An 18,236-nucleotide genomic window follows, 5' to 3' on the forward strand; every position below is an offset into this window, starting at 1 on the left:
CATGGGTGGCCTGCGTTTCCTGCCCTGGGTCCGCGACGGCGTCGCCCGCGTGGTCGCCCACACCGACACGCTCAGCGGCGCCCTGCCCCGCCCCCGCGCCGAGGTAACCCTCAGCGTCGCCGCGCTCGGCACCGACACCGCCACCGGCGACACCGAACAGATCGCCGGCACCACGACCGCGCTGCTGCACGGCCCGGGCGACGTCGTCGGCGTCGACCCGCAGGAGATCATCCGCAGCCACCCGGCGCCCGGCGCGGAGAACGTCGAGGTGTCCCTGCTGGCCGCGGTGGAATTCGACAGCCCCGACCTGCCGTGGCTCTACACCCCCGCCCGGCCAGACGCCGACGGCGCGCTGCGCCCGTGGCTGGTCCTCGTGGTGGCGCCGGCCGGCGCCGACGGCGCGGAGCTGCGCACCGAGCCCGGCCAGGCCCTGCCCCGGCTGGCCACCACGGTGCGGCACCTGCCGGTGCTGGCCGACTCGTGGGCGTGGGCGCACGCCCAGGTGCTGGTCACCGACGACGAGGACCTCGCCGAGGTCATCGCCTCCGCCCCGGAGCGCACCCTGTCGCGGCTGCTGTGCCCGCGCCGGCTCGCCGCCGGCACCGACTACGTCGCCGCCGTGGTGCCCGCCTTCGCCGCCGGGGTCCGCGCCGGCCTCGGCCAGAGCGTCGACGACACCGGCCCGCTCGCCCCCGCCTGGGGCCCCGACTCGCCGCACCCCGGGCCGGACGACGCGGTGCTGCTGCCCGTCTACCACCACTGGACGTTCCGCACCGGCCCGGACGGAGACTTCGAGTCGTTGGCCCGCCGGCTGCGCTCCCGGGTCCTGCCCGACGACGTGGGCCGGCAACCGGTCGACATCGCCGCTCCCGGCGGCGGCCTGCCGCACAGCGACGACGAGGGTGTCGAGGGCCGCTCGGTGCTCGGCTTCGAGGGTGCCCTGGCCGCCCCCGGCATGACCCCGACCGTCTGGGCCGACGACGTCCGCCAGGCCTGGCAGGACGCGCTCACCGGCCTGCTGCGCCACGCCGACGACCGGCTCACCCCGCCGCTGTACGGCAACATCCACAGCCAGCAGGGGCAGGTCCCCGCCCCCGGCGCCGAACCGCGCTGGCTGGCCGGGCTCAACCTCGACCCCCGCTACCGGGCCGCCGCCGCCCTCGGCACGCAGGTGGTGCAGCGCCACCAGGAGGACCTGGCCGCCGCCGCCTGGGAACGGGCCGCCGAACTGCGCGAGGCCAACGAGCGGCTGCGCCGCGGCCAGGCCGCCCGGGACACCGCCACCGCCCTGTTCAGCCGCCGGGTCGACCCCGCCTCCCCCGGCACGCCCCTCGGCGACGACCAGCTCGTGGCCCTGACCCAGCCGGTGCACGACCTCGTCGAGCCGGGGCCCACCGCCCGCTCCGCCGCCGCCGGTGACCCGCTGGACCGGCAACTGGACGGCAACCCGGGCGCCCGGGCCGCCACCACCGCGCCGCTGCGCCGGCTGCTGCGCCCCCGCGGGCCCCTCGCCCGCCGGGTCGACCCCGACGGCGGGCCGGCCGCGCTGGCCCGGCTCGCCGGCGGCACCAGCCCGGTGCCCGCCGCGAAGGTGCCCGCGGGCGGCAAGGTGCTGGACACGCTGGTCACCGACGGGCGCGGGCTCGGCTCCCTGACCCGCGCCGTCATCGAACAGGCCGCCCAGAACCCGTGGTGGCACACCACCACCACCGCCGCCACCGCGGCCGGCACGAAGGCCCTGGCACTCGACGAACCGGTCACCAGCGTGGCCACCAACGGCGGCGACCTGTTGAACGGCGACCGCTTCTTCGTCGGCGCCGCCGACGGGCGGCTGTTCGAGCGCCGCCGCATCGGCGACGAGTGGGTGTGGCGCGACCACGGCCTCCCGCCGGGCACCGCCGTGGCCACCTCCGGTGCCACCGTGGCGCCCCACCGGGTGTTCGTGCGCACCCGCGACAGCCGCCTGTTCGAGCGGCGCTGGGACGGCGACCGGTGGGTGTGGCGCGACTGCGGCGCGCCGCCGCTCGGGGTGCGCAGCCGACCGGCGGCCGGCGGCAACCTGATCTACCTGCTCGGCGGTGACGGCAACCTGCACCGCTACGACCCCGCGACCGGCTCGTGGGCGTCGCTGGGAGCGCCCGCGATGTGGTCCACCGAGCGGCTCTGGGGCACCCCGCGCCCGACCGGGTCGGCCGTGCTGGTCGCCACCAGCCACAACCGGCTGTTCGTCCACGGTGGACAGTGGAGCCAGGTCGGCAACGACGCCATCCCGCCGGTGTGGGGCTCCCCGGCCAGCCTGCACCCGTCCGCGTACGGGTCCCGGTTCTCCTACCTGACGCCGGACGGCTGGCTGATCTCCCAGCTGCCCGACGGGTCCCTCTACCGGCACGACGCCGCCCCCGAGGGGCGCCGGCTCGTCTCGCTCGGGCAGCAGGCGGCGCAGATCGGCGAGGACGACGGCATGTCGATCATCGCGCTCGGCGCGACCGACGCCGACCCGGCAGACCTGCGCCTGATGCGCCGCTACCGCTGGTACCACGACGGACACGAGCGGGAGTACTGGGGCTGGGGCGTGATCGAGACGGTGCCGGACGGCGGCCTCGGCCGGCACCGTCCCGGCCCGGTGCTCGGCGCGTTCCGCAGCGGCGAGATCTTCGCCGTCACCGCCGACGGCCGGCTCACCTCCTGGCCCTGGGGTCACTCGGGCGGCTGGATCGACCACGGGCTGCCGGCCGACCCGCGCGGCGCCGGCTTCGACACCGCGCTTCCCGCGCCGCACCTGCGGTTCGCCCCCCGGGTGGGGCTGCTCGCCTCGCTGCTGTTCGCGCACACCGCCGGGGCGGGCACCGCCCGGCGCGCCCGAGTGCAGGTGGGGCACAACGTGGGCGACGACGGGGCGGTGCAGGAGACCGCCCTGACCGCGCCCGTGGACGGGCCGGTCGCGCCGGCGGCGGTACGCGCCACCGCCACCACGATCGGCCGCCTGCAGCCGTCCGGCCGGCCGGCCCTGGTCACCGCCCTCCTGGCACCGGGACCGGACGGCACCTGCCGGATCAGCTACTGGATCGGCGGCGACGTCACCGCCGACGGCGCGGCGGCCGGCGGCTGGACCGGCCCGTACGAGCTGCCCGACCCGGTCAACGGCGACGCCGCCGGACTCGACGTCGTCCTGGCCGACCTCGACGGCGACGACCGGCTCGAACTCGTCGTCGCGTACGGGGTGAGCCGCCCCGGCGGCAGCGACAACCGGGTGTACTACCGGGTCGGTTGGGGCCTGGACGCCACCGGCAGGGCCACCCGTGGGTGGAGCGACTCCCAGCCCACCCCACAGAAGCTCGACACCATCTCCGCCGTCGGCGTGGACGTCGTCGACATGACCGGCGACCAGCGACCGGACCTGGTCGTGTTCGCGGCCGGCACGGCCGGCGGCAACCCGGTGGCCCGCTACTGCACCGGCGTCGGGCTCAACCGCCGGGGCCGGGTCGTCAGCGGCTGGAACCACGAGCACGCGGTGCCCGACGAGGCGGCGGTCGCCGGCGCCGCCGGGGCCGGCATCGCCGTGGCCGACGTGACCGGCACCCGCCGCCCCGACCTGGTCGTCGCCCGGCGCAGCGGCGCGAGCATCACCTACCGCGTCGCCTTCGACCTCGACCCGGGCGGCGTCCCGGTCAGTTGGAGCCCCACCGTCACCGTCACCGGGGCCGCCGACGCCCACGGTTGCTCGGTCACCATCGCCGACCTGCGGGCCGACCTCGTGGCCGACCGGGCCCGGATGGGCGACGACTTCATGACCGCGGCCGCGGCGCACCAGGGCCGGCTCGCCCCGGCGCAGTCGCTGGCCCGCGACCACCGGCCCGCGCCGGTCGACCTCGCCACCGCGGCGGCGGCCGTACGCGACACCGTCCGCCCGGAGACCGCGGTGGCCGGGGAGGTGCTGGCCGGGCTGACCCTCGGCGAGGGCGACCTGGTCGACGCCCTGCCCGACAGCGGCGACCCGCTGCGGCGGCTGCTCGCCGGGGTCACCTTCACCGTCCCCGCGTACGAGCTGCTGCGCGGGCTGTCCCAGGAGCACGTGGTGCCGAACCTGCCGGCCGTGGCGCCGGAGACCATGACCGCGCTGGCCGCCAACCCCCGCTTCATCGAGGCGTTCCTGGTCGGGCTGAACCACGAGATGAGCCGGGAGATGCTGTGGCGGGAGTTCCCCGCCGACCCGCGGCAGACCTGGTTCCGGCAGTTCTGGGACGTCCGCGGCGCCGCCTCCGCCGGCGCCCCGCTGACCGACATCCCGCCGTTGACCGACCCCGCGTGGCGCAACGGGCCGCTGGGCAGCCACCTCACCGCCGTCGGCGCCCCCGGCGAGCAGTCGCTGGTGCTGGTCGTCCGGGGTGAGCTGCTGCGCCGCTACCCCTCCACCATCGTCACCATGCGCCAGGCGGCGTGGACCGGCCCCGAGCAGCGGGAACCCACCGGGCCGGACGTGCTGCCCATCTTCCGCGCGTGGCTCTCCCCCGACCTGCTGCTGTTCGGCTTCCCGTTCACCGCCGAGGTCGCCCGGGGCGCCCCCCGGCGGGCCGCCGGCGCCCCCGGCCACTTCTTCCTGCTGCGCGAGCAGCCCGCCGCGCCCCGCTTCGGCGTCGACCTCACCGGCGACCCGCCGTCCCCGGACGCGGTCGTCTTCGCCGCGCGGCACGGCCGCAACGCCGCCGACACCGCCCTGTCCGTGCTGCAACGCCCCGTCCTGCTCGCCCGCCACGCCAGCGACCTGCTACCGAGCCCGGAGAACCAGTGATGACCACCTCGCCGTACGCCGCGAACCGGCCGCCGCTGGCCACCGTGCTGACGCAGACCCCGTGGACGCTCTCCGCGCTCGCGCCCGCCGTCATGCTGCCGGTGCGCCTGGAGACCCGATTCGCCGGCGCGACCCTGAGGATCCGCGTCTACCCCGACCAGATCCACGTCGACGACCACGAGCCGGGGCTCACCGCCGAGGAGATCGCCGCCGGCCGCAGGTACTGGGGCGAGGGGCGGCCGGGCGGTGTCACCGGCGCACCCGACGAGGCGGCCTGGACCGACCTGGTGCGCCGCTTCGACGCGCCCCGCGCCACCTGGATCGCCCGGGTCACGGAGCCGGTCGGCGGCGACTTCCCCGAACTGGTTCCCCGGCCCGGCCCCTGGTGCGAACCGGCCCGGGCCCGGCTGCTGCCCACCCGCTGGTACGCCGTGGGCCGCACCGTCAGCGGCCGGCTGTTCACCGGCACCTCCAACCCCGTCACCCCGGACCTGCCCGTCGGCCCCACCCCCGTCGCCGCCGAGGAGGACGGCACCATCGACCAGGTGCCGGCCGAGGCGCCCCCGGTGGACGCCGGGATGCGCTGGACCGTCGACTTCGCCACCGCCGAGGCCGCCGGCATGGCCCTGACGGTCACCGTCCCCCTCGGCGGCGACGGGAAACCGGAGACGGTGGAACGGCTGCTGGTCTTCGGACTCGACGCCGCCGCCGCGCCGGCCGCCTCCGCCAAGGCCCTCGGTCGCCTGCTGGAGGCGCACGCCGCGACCGACGGGCTGGCGTTCCTGGCCCCGGACACCCCCACCAACAACACCGCCGCCGCCACCCCGGCGGCGGTACCGACCACCGCCGCGCCGACCGCCGCCGACAGCGCCGCCGACGCCGGGGCGCCGGAGGCCGCCGCCGCGCTGGTCGCCGCCGCGCTCGGCGTGGCGCTGACCGCCGAGCCGGACGACGCGCTGACCGCCGCCCGGGGCAGGCCGACCCGCGAGGGCGCGCCGACCGCGCTCGCCCGCGGCGCCGGCGCGGCCGTGGCCGACCGGCCCACCGGCCGGCTGGTCCGCCGGCTGCTCTGGCCGGCCAGCTTCGGCGCCCTGCTGCGGGACCTGCTGCCGGTGGCCACCCCCGCCGAACAGGCCGCGCTGCGCGACCACTTCGTCGCGCACGTGCACGCCGAAGGACCCCTGCCCACGCTGCGCGTCGGCCGCCAGCCGTACGGGCTGCTGCCGGTGGCCAGCCTGCGCGACTGGCGCCCGGCCGGCACCGGCGAGGCCCGGGCCGTCGGGCTGCTGACCAGCCTGTGGCAGCGGGTGTGGCTGCCCTCGCCGGTGCCCCGGATCGTGCCCGGTCTCGCCGACCCGGAGCGCACCCTGCTGGACATCCTGGCCACCGACGCGCGGGTGCTGGAGGTACGCGCCCGCAGCATGCTCGGCAACGAGTACGTCAGCTGGCTGTGGCGCTTCGCCCGCCTCGGCCTCGGCGACGGCTGGCGCGAACAGCTCGTCGAACCGGCCCGGGCCCTGCTCTCCGCGCTCGGCCTGGGTGGCCCCACCGACCCGCGGCTGTCCCTGGCCGTGTTCGCCAAGGAGGCGTACGCCCTCGGCACGCCCCTGCTGGACGGACCCGGGGAGCCCGACGCCGCCCGGATCGGGGCGTACCTCGACGCGCTGGCCGCCGTCGGTGTCAAGGGCGACGAGGTGCCGGCGCGTCCCTCCGACGGTCCGGTGCCGCTGTTCCACCGGCTGCTGCGCGCCGCCCTGATCGCCGAGCACTCCGCCGCCGCGCACGCGTTCGCCGCCGAGGCGTCGCTGCCCGCCGCGGCGGAGATCCCGGAGCCGGAACTGGTCGACATCCGCCCGCACGACAGCACGCGGGTGCTGCGTCGCCGCCTCGCCGTGCCGGTGCCCGACGCCCCCGGCGAGACCGTCGGCAGCTACCTCGCCGGCTCCCAGCCCGACCCCCGCCACGTCCGGGCGACCACCGACCTGCGCGCCTTCCGCGCCGCGCTGGGCGACCTGGCCGGACAGCTCGACGACGGGCTGTCCCCCGCCGACCTGCACCGGCACGTCGCCGGCACCCTCGGGCTGGCCACGCACCGGCTGGACGCCTGGGTCACCTCGCTGGCCACCCGCCGGCTGGCCCAGCTCACCGCCGGGCCGCCGCCCGGCGTGCACGTCGGCGGGTACGGCTGGCTGGTCGACCTGCGGCCGGCCGGGCCACCGCGCCTGGTGCCCCGCCCCGCCGACGTGCCCGAGACCGTGGCGCCGCCGACGCTGCCGGCCGCCCCGGAGGGCGCCGGGCACGTGCACGCCCCCTCGCCGGCGCAGGCGGTCACCACCGCGGTGCTGCGCAGCGCGTGGCGCTCCCACCAGGGCGGCGACAACCCCCTGGCCGTCGACCTCTCCTCCCGCCGGGTCCGCCTCGCCGAGCAGCTGCTCGACGGCGTCCGCGCCGGCCAGAGCCTCGGCGCGCTGCTCGGCTACCGCTTCGAGCGTGGCCTGCACGACCACCCGGACGGTCCGCTGGACCAGTTCCTGCCGACGTTCCGCCGGCTCGCGCCGGTGCGCGCCCACCGCGTCGACGTCGGCGACGACGCCACCACGGTCACGCCGACCGTCGAGTCGGCGGCGACCGTCGACGGGTTGGAGCTGCACCGGCTGCACCGGGCCGGGGCCGTCGAGACGCAGCTGAACGCGCTGCCCGGGGCGGCCCGGACCGCCGTGCGACAGGTCCTCGCCGACCTCGCCGACGCCACCGACGCGGTGGCCGACACCCTGCTCGCCGAGGGCGTGCACCAGCTCGCCCTGGGCGACATGAACCGGGCCGCGGCGGCCGTCGACGCGGCCTCCGGCGCCGCCACCAGCCCACCGCAGTTGCACGTCACCCGCACCCCGGTCACCGGCACGGCCCTCACCCACCGGGTGCTGCTGCTGGTCAACGTCGACGACCGGTGGCAGCGGCTGCGGCAGGACTGGCCGACGGCCCGCGCCCAGCACCCGCGCATCATGGTCGCCGCCGCGGACGCGCTCGCCTCCGTGCTGCTGCCGCCGTCGTGGCGGGTGTTCTGGCGCTACCGCTGGCACGCCCCGGACGGGGTCACCGCGACCCCCTGGCGGGACGCCAGCCTGGACCGCTTGCAGATCCCGGCGATCGACCTGCTCGCCGCCCCGCCGCATCCCGGCCGCCCCGACGACGCCGAGCTGGACCGGCGCCTCACCCTCGTCGCGTGGGCGAAGCTGGTGCCCGCCGGGGTCGGTCCGGACTGGACGCTGGAGCTGGACTACGACCGCGACCCGGCCTGGCCGGCCGACAGGGTCGGCCTGGCCGAGTTCCTGCACGCCGTCAACGTGCTGCGGGACCTGGTCGGCCGGTCCCGGCCGGTCGTCGCCGCCGACCTCGGCCTGGAGCCCGACGCGCCCCCCGAGTTCGACAACGTGCTCAAGTCGCAGGCCGACGAGCAGTGGCACGCGGCGCGCGACGCGGCGACGGCACTGCACGCCGTCCCCGGCGGGGACGGGCCGGGCTGGGACGAGACGGCGGTCCGTCAGCTGCTGGACACCGCCGCCGGCTTCGGCGTCGTCGGCGCGGTACCGCCCCCGCCGACGGCCGGCAGCGCCCGCGCGGTCGCCGACGCGGCCCTGGTCGCCCGCGCGGAGCTGGACCGTCGGCTGGCCGCCCACTGCCGGGTCGTCGCCGAGCTGCACGACCGGACGCCCTGCCCGCCGGCGGCCTGCGCCTGCGACCCGGCGACCGACTTCGACCGCCCGTCGGCACCCTCGGCGCGGCGGCGCGACGCCCAGATCGCCCGCATCCGGGCGCTGCTCGGCGCCGACATGCCGGTCCTGACCCGCGCCACCGCGCCGCAGCCGGAGCAGCTGGCCACCGCCCTCGCCGCCAGCGACGCGCTGCAGGGCGGCTCCCCGCACCCCGTACGCCGGTGGCTGTCCCGCTACGGCCGCGTCCGGCCCGCCGTGGGCAGGCTGCAGGAGGTGCTGACCACCGCGCAGGCCCTGGATGCCGGCGGCGTCGTGAAGCTGCCCGCCGCCGTGCGGGTGGCGCAGCTCCCCCACGCCCCCGGCGACCGCTGGGTGGGCGAGGCGCCACCGCGGGCCGACACCGAACCGGTGTCCCTGGTCGTCGTCGCTCCCGGCGGCATCGACGCGACCCGGCCGGTGCACGGCCTGCTGGTCGACGAGTGGACGGAGGTGGTGCCCGCCGGGCGGGTGCAGACCGGCGTCACCTTCGAGTACGACGCCCCCGGCGCCGCCGCCCCGCAGGCGGTCCTGCTGGGCCTCGCGCCCGAGGGCGCCGGCTCGTGGCAGCCGGCCACCCTCGCCCAGGTGCTGGAGGAGGCCCTCGACCTGGCCGTCGCCCGCGCCGTCGACGTCGACTCCCTCGGCGCCGCCGGGCACTTCCTGCCCGCCCTCTACTTCCCCACCAACGTCGCCGAGACCGCGACCACCACCGACTTCGTCCCCGACGCGACGCTGGCGCCGCAGGGCGGACAGGAGGGCCAGTGACCACCGCCGACCCCACCCAGACCGACGCGCACATCCCGTCGGTCACCACCTGGACGCGCCTCGAACCGCGTACCCGGCGCGCCGACCTGGCCCCCGCCGTGGACGCCCGCGTCGCCGATCCCCTGTGGCTGCTGGCCCGGCAGTGGCAGCTCGGCGAGTTCACCGGCGAGGACACCGGGTCCCCGGTCAGCGCCCGCGTGCACGCCGAGATCGCCCCGTTCAGCCGCTACCGGCCCGGCACCGACTCCGGCAGCACCGTCGGGCTGCCCGCCGCCGTCCCGCTGGAGGCGGTGGTGGAGCGGGAGTCCGCCGCCACCGCCGGCGACCTGCGCTTCGCCGTGGAGAGCGGCCAGCACCTGCTGCGGCTGATCGCCGACGCCGGCGCCGGCGAACTCGCCCCCCGGCTGTGCGCCCGGTATCCCGTCCCGGCCGTCCCGCCCGACGCCGCCTCGGCGGCGGACGCCGAGACGCGGGGCTACCTGCGCATCGCCGCCGGCCGCGCGCCGCACGGGGAGCTGGCGCTGCGCGCCTGCGCCGAGGGCCGGTTCGTCGCCGAGAACGAGGTGCCGCCCGCGCTGGTCGGCGCGGTCACCGCCGCCGTCGACGAGTGGCTGGCCTGGCTGGGCGTGCCGCCCCGCCCCGCCGGCCCGCCGGACGGATATCTGCTGCAACTGCCCGCCGTGCTGACGCCGGAGCCGTCGAGGCCGGCCGCGCCACCCTGGCCGCCGGCGGACTTCACCCCGCTGTTCAGCGCACCCGGCCAGGAGGGACCGGCGTGGCGGCGGGAACGGATGGAGTACGACTTCGCCGTCGCCGCCCACGGCTCCGAAGGCGAGCTGGTGCTCACCGCCCACGAGTACGACGGGGACCGCCTCGACTGGTACCACTTCGACCACGAACCCGGGGCGACCCTCGACGCCGCGCCGAAGGTCGAGGACGTCGTCAAGGTGCTGCTGCCCACCCCCGTCGCGTACGCCGGCATGCCGTCGACCCGGTTCTGGGAGTTGGAGGACGCCCAGGTCAACCTGGCCGGCATCGGCGCCGGCGCCGGCGACCTCGCCCGCATGTTCCTGGTCGGGTACGGCCTCGTCTACGCCAACGACCACTTCCTGGTGCCGCTGGAACTGCCCGTCGGGTCGGCCACCCGGATCCGCTCGATGATCGTCACCGACACGTTCGGCATCCAGACGCTGGTGCCGGCCGCGCCCGACGACACGGCGCTGTTCCGTCCGTCCGGGGCGACCGCCGGTGGGCCGGCCGACGTGCTGGTCCTGCCCGCCACGGCCGCCACCACCCTCGACTCCGAGCCGGTGGAGGAGGTCCGCCTCGGCCGCGACGAGATGGCGAACCTGGCCTGGGCCGTCGAGCGGACCGTCACCGGCGCCACCGGCCGGCCGATCGACCGCGGCGCGCAGGTCGGCCGGGCGGCACCGCCACCGCGACCGCCCGCCGCCGACACGGTGCCCACCCCGTCGTACGCCTTCGCCACCACCGTGCCGGAGAACTGGGTGCCGCTGGTCCCCGGGCCGACGCAGGGCCGGCCCGACGTCGTGCGGCTGCGCCGGCTCCCGCTGCAACAGCCGTCCCGCGAGGGCCCGCCGGTCGCGGTCACCGGTCACAGCCGCCTGCTCGACTGGCGTTGGCGCGGCGACGACCTGGTCGAGCTGGCCATCCCCGAGGAGGAGGTGCCGCGCGCCGGTGCCCGGCTGCTGCGCCAGTGGCAGCTGGCCCGGTGGACCGACGGCTCCGTGCACCTCTGGCTGGGCCGCGCCCGCCGCGCCGGCACGGGCGAGCTGTCCAGCGGCCTGCGCTACGACACCGTCCAACCGCGCTGAACGACCCCGCCCGCGCATCGACCGAGACAGATCAGCGGAGAGCACACCATGACGATCACCTGGAAGAACGACCTGCCGCTGCCGATGGCCCGGCCCCGGTACTACGACCACCAGTACCTGCGCGCCGGCGACCTGACCCAGGCGCTGGACTACCTGCTGGCGCGGCAGAATCTCGCCGCCCGGCTGCTGCAGCCCCGAGGCGTGGTCAGCGGCCTCGGCCTGACCGCCACCGGCGGCGACGTGACGGTCGGCCAGGGCGTGGCGATCGACGGCGCCGGCCGGGTCGTCGTGCTGCCCGACGACAGCCGCAGGGCGCTGCCCACCGAGGGCAGCAGCTGGTACGTGGTGATCCGCTACCACGAGTTCCTCGACGGGATGCGCGACGAGGGCGGCGTCGCCGGGCCGACCCGGTGGACGGAGGAGGGCCGCGTCGAGTTCTCCGCCGCCGCGCCCGCCGACCCGGCCCACGCCATCGTGCTGGGCCGGGTCACCCGCGCCGGCGGCACGGTCACCGTGGAGGGCACCGGGCGGGTGGCGGCCGGGCTCCGGGTTCCGGTCGGGGCCATCGTGCCGGCCGTCGGCGCCGGCCCCCAGTCCGGCATCACCTTCCCCGCCGACCCCGGCGGCGGCCTCGGCGACGAGGCGTACATCCGGTACTGGCCGTACGACGGCGAGAACACCATCCTGCGGATCGCCAACAACAACGACCCCGACGACATCATCGCCTTCACCCAGCACAACGCGGACCGGCTGCGAATCGCCGGCGGCATGCTGCACCTGGGCAGCATGGAGGGCACGTCCGTCACCGCCGGACAGGTGGTCACCGCGCTCGGCTTCTGGGGGCCCGGCGTGCAGCACGCGCAGCTGTCGTTCCGGGCCGGCCGGGGCTTCGAGCTGGTCGACCGCAGCGCCGAGACGCCGGGGCTCGGCTACGCCGAGGGCAGCAAGCCGTACGCCGACCTGGCGGTCCGGGAGCTGCGGGCGGTGAGCCTGCGCGGGCGGGGCGGGCTGTCGCTGACCGCCGAGGGCGGCTTCGCCCTGCGGGCGACCGGCGGGGTCACCGTCGTCAAGGACGCCAACGGCAACGGCGACCTGACGGTGCAGGGTGGCCTGTCGACGGGCGGGAACATCGCCATGCCGTCCCACGGCTACCTCTCCGGCGCCAACCGGCTGCACATCAACGGCCCCGAACGGCTCTACCTGCTCAACAGCGCCGGCGTCTACATCGGCTACGGCGGCGGCACCGGCCCGGAGACCGGCTGCCTGTGGGTCGAGAAGCGCGGTTTCTTCGGCGGCAACGTCCAGGTCAACGGCCAGCTCGGGGTGGCGGTCAGCCCGAACACGGTGCCCTCCTGGAGCGGTGGCGGCATCAGCACCTACGACCTGTTCGCCTCCGGCGCGATCTACCTCGGCACCGAGGCGTCCGGGTACACGATCAGCCTGACGGCCGGCAGCGGCGTGATCAAGGGCAAGTCCAAGCAGTTCGCGATCGACCACCCGCTGGACGCCCCCGACGCCACGCAGCGCCGCCAGCTGATCCACGCCGCCATCGAGGGGCCGGAGAACGGCGTCTACTACCGGGGCGAGGCGCGGTTGAGCGACGGCGTCGCCCGGGTGGACCTGCCGGACTACTTCGAGGCGCTGACCCGGCCCGAGGGACGGACCGTGCAGCTGACGCCGGTCTTCGAGGACGACGAGCCGGTGTCGCCGCTGGCCGCGAGCCGGGTGACGGACGGTTCGTTCCGGGTCCGCACCGTCGACGGGTCGCCCGCGTCGCACGCCTTCTACTGGGAGGTCAAGGCCGTCCGCGACGACCTGGAGCCGCTCGAGGTGGAGGTGCCCGCGCCGTACTGATCCGCCCCGGGCGCGAGGCGCGCCGACGGTGGTCGGTGCGACGGCCGGGGCGCACGGCCCGCGGGTCCCGTCGCGTCGCCGACCCGGCCGGCGCCCCGCGCGGCGGCGGGCGGGTCGCCCCGCCCGCCGCCGTCGTACGGTCAGTCCGCGGCGAGAGCCCGCGCGTCGGCGGCGACGACGCGCGCCAGCTCCACGGGGAGCCGCCGGCCGGCCTGCTGGTCGGCGTGGCGGGCCAGCTCGGCGTAGCGGCCCTGGACGAGCAGCGCGCTGAGCGTGGCGCGGGTGCCCCGCTCGATGTCGGCGGTCAGGATCACGTACCCGAGCCCCGCCGGGCTCGCCTGGACGGTGAAGGCGCTGGTGGCCGACGCCCGGCCGGCCGGTCCGACGGCCTCGGCGCGCAGCGTGTGCCGGCCGGCGGGCAGGGTGGCCAGGTCCAGCGGCGCGCCGGGGTCGACCGGCCGCCCGTCGAGGGTGACGGTCACGGTCTCGGCGTGCGTCGTGGTGACGGTGAGGGTGGGCTGCTGCGCCCGGTCCAGGGTGGCGCCGTCGGCCGGCGCGGCGATCGCGACGGTCGGCGTGGCGGGCGGACGCTGCAGGTACGCGGCGTTCCAGCCGGACAGCTCCGCGGGACGGTTGGTGATGATCCCGTCGACGTCGGCCTGCTCCAGCGCCTGCCACTGGTTCGCCGAGTCGATCGTCCACACCAGCACGGCCACGCCCGCGTCGTGCAGCGCGCGCACCACGTCCGGCCGGGTCAGCAGCGCCGTCCCGCTCGGGTTGTACGCGGTCAGGCCGAGCTCGCGGGCGATCGCCACCGGGTCGGCGTCGAGGCTGCTGCGCAGCAGCCCGAGGGGCAGCTCCGGGGCCAGCTCGCGGGTGTGGCGCAGGGCGTCCACCTCGAAGCTCTGGATGAACACCCGGCCGGTCATCCGCTCGGCGCGGATCACCTCGACGATCCGGGCGACCTCGTCACGGGTGTGCGCGCCCTTGATCTCCAGCAGCAGGTTGCCGCCGCGGGTGCGCAGGTCGGCGAGCTGCTCGGCGAGCGTGGGCAGCCTCGCGCCGGCGTACGACGGCGCGAACCAGGAGCCGGCGTCGAGGGCCTTGAGCTGGGCGGCGGTGAGGTCGCGGATCCGGCCTGCGCCGTCGGTGGTCCGGTCCACGGTGGTGTCGTGCAGCACGAACGGCACGCCGTCGCGGGACGGCTGCACGTCGTTCTCGATCCAGTCGGCGTTGGCCCGGCGGGCCGCCTCTTGGGCGACCAGGGTGTTCTCCGGGGCGGCCGACGAGGCGCCGCGGTGGGCGATCACGGTGAGCGGGCTGCCGTCCGGGCGGAGGTAGCCGTTGGGGGCCAGCTCGGTGACCCGCACGTCGTCGAAGGAGACGGTGGCGCCGTTGACCAGCAGCGCCTGCCCGCCGCCGGCGGAGCGTTGCAGGCTGCTGGTCCGCAGCGCCTCGCGGCCGTCGACGAACCAGCGCGCCTGACTGCCGTGCACCTCCACGGCGACCCGCACGTCCCGCCCGGTGCCGGCGGCGTACGGGCCGGCGCCGGTGTTGGTGACGTTCCAGGCTTCGGCGGTGGTGCGCTGGGCGAATTCGAGGCCGTTGCTGGCGGTGGTGCCGCTGCGCATCGTGGCGATCCACCAGGGGGTCGCGCCGTCGGCGGGCACGTCGAGGCCCAGCGCCGTCCAGCGGGTGGCGGACGCGACGGACTCGAACCGGACGGTCGCCTCGAACCGGAAGTCGTTCAGGTGCCGGCCGAAGGTGATCTTGTTGTTCTGGCTCGAACTGGCGGAGGTGCCGTACAGCCGGCCGTTCTCCACCTTCCAGGTGCCGTCGACGGCCCGCCAGCCGGCGGGCAGCCGGCCCGCGGAGAAGTCCTCGGCGACGGCCACCGCGCCGGGCTCGGCGGCGGCCGGCGGCGACGGGGGCAGCACGGCGAGCAGGCCGGCCGACAGCGCCAGGACGGCGAGCGCGGCGACGGGACGGCTCGGGTTTCCGCGTCGGGAGCGGGTGGGGCGAGGTGTCATGGTCCGGACCGTAGGAACGTCACCGGAACGCCCGGCCAACCCGCCGTGGCGGCGGCGATAACGTCGCCCCTCCAACGCGTGCGAGGTGCTCGGAGCACCGCCGCGGCGGGAGGGCCCTGGTTCCCTACGGGGTGCCGACGGAGATCGGCGCGCTGAGTCGACCCTCGTTCCCGCTGCGGTCCAGCCCGGACAGGCAGTAGGACAGCGGTCGGTCGGTCGGGGCGGCGCGGTCGACCCAGCCGGCGCCCCGGGTGGTGCCGACGAGCCGGGCGGTGTCGCCGTCCACGCGGTAGACGGCGACGCTCGCGGCGCCGTCCGCCCGCCAGGCCAGCTCCACCCCGCCGGCGTCCGCACGCCGCGCGCCGGTGGGCGTGGGGGCGTCCGGCGGCGCCGCCGGTAGCTGCGCCATCGTGGGCACCAGCGCCGGGCCGGCATAGTGTGCCCGGCTGTACCGGCTGACCGCCCCGAGTTTGTCGGCGCGCACCTGTCTAGCACTGAAGTGGACGCTTCCGCGCACGCCGTGGCGGCGGTTGAGGGCGAGCTGGCGGTCCAGCTCGGCCGGGTCGCGCCAGGCCCCGCGCTCGCCCACCCGGTAGTCGGCCTGGCCGATGTAGAGCTGCACCCGGGTGCCCCGCGCCGTGGCCGCCCACCACGGCAGCAGCGCGGCGTAGTCGGCCCGGTCGAAGCCGATGTGCCAGTAGAGCTGCGGCACGACGTAGTCCAGCCACTGCTTTCGCACCCAGAGCCGGGTGTCGGCGTAGATGTCGTCGTAGCTCTGCAGACCGGCCGTCGCCGAGCCGGCCGGATCGGTGCGCTCGTTGCGCCAGATGCCGAACGGGCTGATGCCGAACTTCACCCACGGCTTGATCGCCTTGATCCGCTCGCTCATCTCGCGGACCAGCGTGTTGACGTTGTCCCGGCGCCAGGCGTGCCTGTCCGCGAACCCCCGGCCGTACCGGGCGAACGCCGCGCCGTCCGGGAAGTCCTGCCCGGCCTCCGGGTACGGGTAGAAGAAGTCGTCGAAGTGCACGCCGTCGACGTCGTAGCGCTGCACCGCCTCCAGCATGGCGTCCTCGACGAACCTGCGCGCCTCGGGGATGCCCGGGTTGAAGTAGAGGCGGCTGCCGGGCCGGTCGGCGCTGGGATAGGTCACCACCCAGTCGCGGTGCCGCCGCAGCGGGTGTGTCGGGGCGAGCTGGTCCAGCCGGGGGCCGGGCCCACCCACCGTGGCCGGCTGACCGCCCCGGTACGGATTGAACCAGGCATGGAACTCCAGGTTCCGGGCGTGCGCCTCGGCGACCATGAACTCCATGGGGTCCCACCCCGGGTCGCGGCCGTCGCGGTGCCCCGTCAGCCACTCCGACCAGGGCGCGTACTCCGAGGGCCAGAGCGCGTCCCCGCTCGGCCGCACGTGCACGAAGACCGCGTTGTGGTTGTGCCGCACCGCGAGGTCGAGCCAGCCCCGGAACTCCGCCCGCACGGTCTCGGCCGGCAGCCCGCGCCGGCTCGGCCAGTCGATGTTGTTCACCGTCGTGATCCACATGCCGCGCAACTCGCGTGGCGCCCGGGCCGCCCGGCCGGCGCAGACGCCAATGCCCGCCGGGCGGGCGGCGGACGGCGCGCCGAACGCGGCCACGTCGCCCGGCTCCGGTGCGCCCCCGTCGCCGACATTCCGGTTTCGCAGCGACCACGTCCCGCCCGTGACCGCCACGGCGAGCACGGCGACCACCGCCACGAGCCTTCGGGCGCGACGGGCGGTGGGGGCGGGCGGATGAGCGGTGGGCATCGCACCAGTCTGCCCAGCGCCGGCGCACCGGGTGAACCGGTTGGCGCGTTACTTAACCGTCAGCTAAGGCCGCCGTGGCGAACACGGGCCGCCCCACCCAGGATCGGGCCGCCGGGGATGCGCTGCGCAAACTTTCGGGGCCGGCTGACGCCTCCCGTCATCGCGCGGCAGGGCCCTGTTCAATTCTTGCACCGGCATGACGTAGCATTGCGGCCGTGACGAAGCGGCTGAGCGAGGTGGCCCGGAAGGCGGGCGTCAGCGAGGCCACCGTGAGCCGGGTGCTCAACGGCCGCGGTGGCGTCTCCGAGGCGACCCGCACCGCGGTGCTCACCGCGCTGGACGTGCTCGGCTACGAGCGGCCGACCAAGCTGCGCGGCGAGCGCGCCCGGCTGGTCGGCCTGGTGCTCCCCGAGTTGCAGAACCCGATCTTCCCGGCGCTCGCCGAGGTGGTCACCGGATCCCTGGCCCAGCGCGGCTTCACCCCGGCGCTCTGCGCCCGCACCATCGGCGGCGTCTCCGAGTCCGACTACGTGGAGATGCTCCTCGACCACCAGGTCAGCGGGGTCATCTTCGCCGGCGGGTCGTACGCGCTGGCCGACGCGTCGCACGAGCACTACCGGCGGCTGACCGACCGGGGACTGCCGGTGGTGCTGGTGAACGCGGGCGTGGACGAGCTCGGCTTTCCCCGGGTGTCCACCGACGACGCGGTGGCGGTGGAGCAGGCGTACGGGCACCTGCGCTCGCTCGGACACGAGCGGATCGGCATGGTGCTCGGCCCGGAGGGGCACGTGCCGTCCCGGCGCAAGCTGGACGCGATGGTTCGGGTGGCGAACTGGACCGACGCCACGGGTTTCGTCGAGCGCTCCAGCTTCTCCATGGAAGGGGCGCGGGTCGCCGCGACCAAGCTCGTCGAGCGCGGCGTGACCGGCATCGTCTGCGCCAGCGACGTGCTGGCCCTGGGCACCATCCGGGCCGCCCGGCGGCTGGGGCGGACGGTGCCGACCGACGTGTCGGTGGTGGGATTCGATGACTCCGCGTTCATGACCTGCACCGACCCGCCCCTGACCACCGTGCGGCAGCCGATCGAGACGATGGGGCAGGCCGCGGTCGACCTGCTGGTCACCCAGATCGAGGGGGCCGGCGTGCTGCACGACGAGTTGCTGTTCGAGCCCGAGCTCGTGGTACGCGCCTCCACCGCGCCCGCCCCCGGCCGCTGAGCCGGCCGGCCCGGCCATCGGTCGGCCGCCGGCCACGCTTCCCGCCGCCGACCACCGCGCCCCGGCAGTGACCGGCCCTGCGGCCGCGACCACCGTCCCGCCACCCGCACGGCGCTCCGGCCGTCGCCCGCCGCCCGCGGTCGACGGCCGTTCCGTCGTCGCCGGCATCGGCCCATCCACCGCCGTGCGGCCCACCCCGGGGGCAGCT

7 protein-coding genes are annotated in these 18,236 nt (G+C 76.7%); 5 read left to right on the plus strand and 2 right to left on the minus strand.

Annotated elements, in window-relative coordinates; translation table 11 throughout:
* Window position 1 precedes the first annotated feature (1 nt).
* The 4 genes from ACGF7U_RS13915 to ACGF7U_RS13930 are packed head-to-tail and all read left to right on the plus strand — an operon-like array spanning window position 2 to window position 12,995.
* Complete coding sequence (locus ACGF7U_RS13915) at window positions 2-4,789, plus strand: PQQ-binding-like beta-propeller repeat protein (RefSeq protein WP_393106316.1); 4,788 nt, start codon at window positions 2-4, stop codon at window positions 4,787-4,789.
* Window positions 4,789-9,306 carry a hypothetical protein gene (locus ACGF7U_RS13920; RefSeq protein WP_393106318.1) on the plus strand — a complete coding sequence of 1,506 codons (4,518 nt, stop codon included), beginning with the start codon at window positions 4,789-4,791 and terminating at the stop codon, window positions 9,304-9,306. Before ACGF7U_RS13915 ends, ACGF7U_RS13920 begins: the two co-directional genes overlap by 1 nt.
* Complete coding sequence (locus ACGF7U_RS13925) at window positions 9,303-11,141, plus strand: hypothetical protein (RefSeq protein ID WP_393106320.1); 1,839 nt, start codon at window positions 9,303-9,305, stop codon at window positions 11,139-11,141. The genes ACGF7U_RS13920 and ACGF7U_RS13925 overlap by 4 nt, the downstream gene beginning before the upstream one ends.
* A 48-nt stretch (window positions 11,142-11,189) precedes the next feature.
* A complete protein-coding gene (locus ACGF7U_RS13930) occupies window positions 11,190-12,995 on the plus strand; it encodes a hypothetical protein (RefSeq protein WP_393106322.1) in 1,806 nt (601 codons plus the stop codon).
* Between the two features lie 140 nt (window positions 12,996-13,135).
* On the opposite strand, the gene ACGF7U_RS13935 is transcribed toward ACGF7U_RS13930, so the two are convergent.
* The gene (locus tag ACGF7U_RS13935) at window positions 13,136-15,025 is read right to left on the minus strand and encodes a glycerophosphodiester phosphodiesterase family protein (protein WP_393106324.1); all 1,890 of its coding nucleotides are present in this window, start codon (window positions 15,023-15,025) and stop codon (window positions 13,136-13,138) included.
* A gap of 124 nt (window positions 15,026-15,149) precedes the next feature.
* Window positions 15,150-16,811: a glycoside hydrolase family 10 protein gene (locus ACGF7U_RS13940; protein ID WP_393106326.1), complete on the minus strand. Its 1,662-nt coding sequence runs from the start codon at window positions 16,809-16,811 to the stop codon at window positions 15,150-15,152.
* 215 nt (window positions 16,812-17,026) lie between these two features.
* Here ACGF7U_RS13940 and ACGF7U_RS13945 point away from each other — a divergent pair, with 215 nt between their 5' ends.
* On the plus strand, window positions 17,027-18,028 hold the full coding sequence (locus ACGF7U_RS13945) for a LacI family DNA-binding transcriptional regulator (protein WP_393106328.1): 1,002 nt from the start codon (window positions 17,027-17,029) through the stop codon (window positions 18,026-18,028).
* Window positions 18,029-18,236: the final 208 nt, after the last annotated feature.

Origin of the sequence: Micromonospora sp. NPDC047670 (genome assembly GCF_043204915.1) — a bacterium.
Classification (GTDB): domain Bacteria; phylum Actinomycetota; class Actinomycetes; order Mycobacteriales; family Micromonosporaceae; genus Micromonospora.